General features: G+C 73.6%; 3 protein-coding genes. 1 reads left to right on the forward strand and 2 read right to left on the reverse strand.

The window, feature by feature from the left end:
- Positions 1-184: 184 nt before the first annotated feature.
- Positions 185-691, reverse strand: coding sequence for a GNAT family N-acetyltransferase (locus JGS39_RS38625; RefSeq protein ID WP_219574438.1), 507 nt, complete (start codon positions 689-691; stop codon positions 185-187).
- Between the two features lie 176 nt (positions 692-867).
- Here JGS39_RS38625 and JGS39_RS38630 point away from each other — a divergent pair, with 176 nt between their 5' ends.
- Positions 868-1,407 carry a YcxB family protein gene (locus JGS39_RS38630; protein ID WP_219574439.1) on the forward strand — a complete coding sequence of 180 codons (540 nt, stop codon included), beginning with the start codon at positions 868-870 and terminating at the stop codon, positions 1,405-1,407.
- A gap of 68 nt (positions 1,408-1,475) precedes the next feature.
- Here the strand turns inward: JGS39_RS38630 and JGS39_RS38635 are convergent, their stop codons facing one another.
- Positions 1,476-2,477, reverse strand: coding sequence for an SEC-C domain-containing protein (locus JGS39_RS38635; protein ID WP_219574440.1), 1,002 nt, complete (start codon positions 2,475-2,477; stop codon positions 1,476-1,478).
- Between the last annotated feature and the right edge of the window lie 257 nt (positions 2,478-2,734).

Here is a 2,734-nt window from a genome sequence, read left to right on the forward strand (position 1 = left end):
GGCCGCCGGGGTCCGGGTTTCCGCGGGCCCAAGGACGTTGGGGCGGCGGAGGGTTGTTGCCGGGTGTGTCCGGGTCGTCCTTGCTCATGTGTGGCCTTCCCCCGCAGCGGTCCACGCTCCTGGAGGCCATGGTCAGGGCGCGGGGTGTGCTTGGCCAGAGGTATGCAGGCCACGTCCGACGGTGTTACGCGGTGGTCGGCGGCTCCGCCGGCAGCTCCCGTACGTACCCGAGCCCCCGCTCCCCGCCCAGCACCGGTTCCTCTCCCGTCGGGACGAATCCCGTCCGGGTCAGGACCGTGCGTGAGGCGGTGTTCGTGACGGTGGCGGCGGCGCGGAGCCTCGTCAGGTCGTACGTCGTGGTGCAGAGCGTGAAGAGGCGGCGGACCGTGGCCGTTGCCAGGCCGCGGCCCGTGGCCTTCTCCGCCAGGCGGAAGCCCAGTTCGGCCTCGCCCTCCGCCACGTCCACCAGGTTGAAGCGGCCCAGGATCTCGCCGTCCCGCGTCACCAGTACGTGAAAGTGGCAGTCTCCCGAGGCCTGTTCGGCGAGGCGTGCCGTGAGGTGCGCGGTGAAGTGGGTGAAGTAGTCGTCTCCGCGGTCCGGCACCGAGGCCGCGAAGAAGGCGCGGTTCTCTTCCTCGAACGCGAGCAGGGCCGGGGCGTGGTCGGGGCGCAGGCGCTGGAGTTCGGGCATGGCGGCAGGGTATGCGGGCGGGCGTGCCGAGGGCTCGGGGATTTGCCGGGGTGGCGGCCGTCCGCCGATGGGCCTCGGCGCGGCTGATGCGGGGCGTTACGGGCGGTTCGTCCTCGGGCTGGGGCGAGGGCGGCTCACCCGCTACGATCGCCGCTCGTCGCTGGAAGGGGAGGGCCATGGCCGAGGCGCGCAGTGCTGCGGAAAGTACCGTCGTCGAGCTGAGGTACGAGTTGGGGCGGTCGGACTGGTCCGACGCCTTCCATGCACGCGGGAAGACGCGGGGGATCAAGGGGCGGCTGCGGGGGCTGCTGGTGCCGGTGCTCTTCGCCGCGTCGGTCTGGTTGATCTCGGACAGCCCCTCGGCGGCGGGATGCGCCTTCATCGGCTGTCTGCTCGGGCTCGTCGCCAGGACGGGATTCCTGGCGGCGCGGCACGCCAAGGTGGGTGCCGCGATGGGCGCCTGGACCGTGACCGTGAGCGACTCCGACGAGGCCGTCCGCTTCACGGGCGCGCACATGGAGACGCGCCGGGGCTGGCAGAGCCTCGGCGGGTACGTGGAGACCGCCGCCGGGTTCGTCCTGCTGTCGCCCGCGCCCCACCTGCTGGTCGTGCACTACCTGCCGAAGCGTGCCCTGGGCAGGGACGACACGGAGCGGCTGCGCGGCATCCTCGACCGCCGCCTGCCCCGGCGCGCCGCCCGTCCGCCCCAGCACTAGGCGGTTTTCGCGGGAAGGGTACGGGTACGTGCCCGTGCCCGTACCCGCGTAGGAGAACTGGCGTTCTCCTACGCGCCCCCGTGGCAGTCCCGGTACGACCGCCCCGAGCCGCACCAGCACGCCGCGCTCCTTGCCGGGGGCCACGGGACCGCGCGGCCGCGGGCTGCCAGGGTCGTCGCGTACTGCGGGAGCAGGTCCGGGTCGGACGGGGAGGCGGCCTCGGAGGCGGCGAACGCCTCGTACGACGGGACCGTGCCCGTCACGATGCCGAGGTTCGGGGTCCCCGCCGCATGCAGGTCGCGCAGGGCCGCCTCCAGGCGGGCCAGGTGGTCCGGGTGCGAGGCGTACTCGCTGCCGAGGCCGGGGTACGCGGTGAGGAGCTCGCGCATTTCGGGCTCCGGCCAGTGGAGCACCGCCACCGGGAACGGGCGGGACAGGGCCGTGCGGTACGTGCCCAGTTCGGCGCGGAGGCGGGTGATCTCGGCCCGGAGCTCGCCCGGGTCCGAGGAGCCCAGCGCCCACAGCCGCTTCGGGTCGTGGAGCTCGTCCAGCGGGACGGCCGCGGTGTGCAGGGCGTCGGCCAGCTCGTCCCAGGCGTCGTGCGTGACGCCCATCAGGCGGCGGACCCGGTGGCGGCCGGTCAGCAGCGACTGGGTGGCGTACGGGACCTCCTCGCCCGGGGCGATGAGCAGGGTGAGGGCCGTGGAGAAGAAGTCGTGGGCCGCCTCCAGCTCGTCGTGGGCCTCCAGGGTCTCGGCCGCGATCTCCCAGGGCGCCGCCTCCGGCGGGGCGGCCGCGCGGATGCCGTCGATGATCGCGCGGGCCTCGGCCTCGTGGCCGTACTCCCACAGGTTGGCGGCGTTGAGCGCCTTCACCAGGTGGGGGTGTTCGGTGTCGGGGTCGCTGAGCAGGGAGTCGTAGAGCGTGGTGGCACGGGCGCGGTCGCCGGCGAGTTCCAGATGGGCCGCCGCCTGGAGGAGCAGCGGTTCGTGGTCCTCCGGGTACTGCGCCGCGGTGCGCAGCAGGCGCTCGGCTTCGGTGGTGTGGTCGGCAGGCGTGTCGGGGCGCATGGACAACACGGTACTGCCGTACGGGTGTGGCACGGCGGGATGTTGCGGCTCCGGGAAGCGGCGCCGGTCAGTGAGCCTTGTTACGGCTCTGGAGAGTTGCGGGCCCTGGGCCTATCGTGCGGGCCGTGCGGCAGCGGAGACGTGAGCGGATACCGGTGGTGGTGCAGCGTGGCGTGCGCGGAGGGCGGCTGGCCGCGCGCGGGCTGTGGACGGGCGCGGAGCTGGTGGTGACGCTCGGCGTCGTCCTGCTGCTGCTC

The organism is Streptomyces poriferorum (genome assembly GCF_019399235.1).
Lineage (GTDB): Bacteria > Actinomycetota > Actinomycetes > Streptomycetales > Streptomycetaceae > Streptomyces > Streptomyces poriferorum.

Coding starts and splice junctions, on each gene's coding strand:
- JGS39_RS38625 (WP_219574438.1), bottom strand. CDS start 691: ATGCCCGAACTCCAGCGCCTGCGCCCCGACCACGCCCCGGCCCTGCTC.
- JGS39_RS38630 (WP_219574439.1), top strand. CDS start 868: ATGGCCGAGGCGCGCAGTGCTGCGGAAAGTACCGTCGTCGAGCTGAGG.
- JGS39_RS38635 (WP_219574440.1), bottom strand. CDS start 2,477: ATGCGCCCCGACACGCCTGCCGACCACACCACCGAAGCCGAGCGCCTG.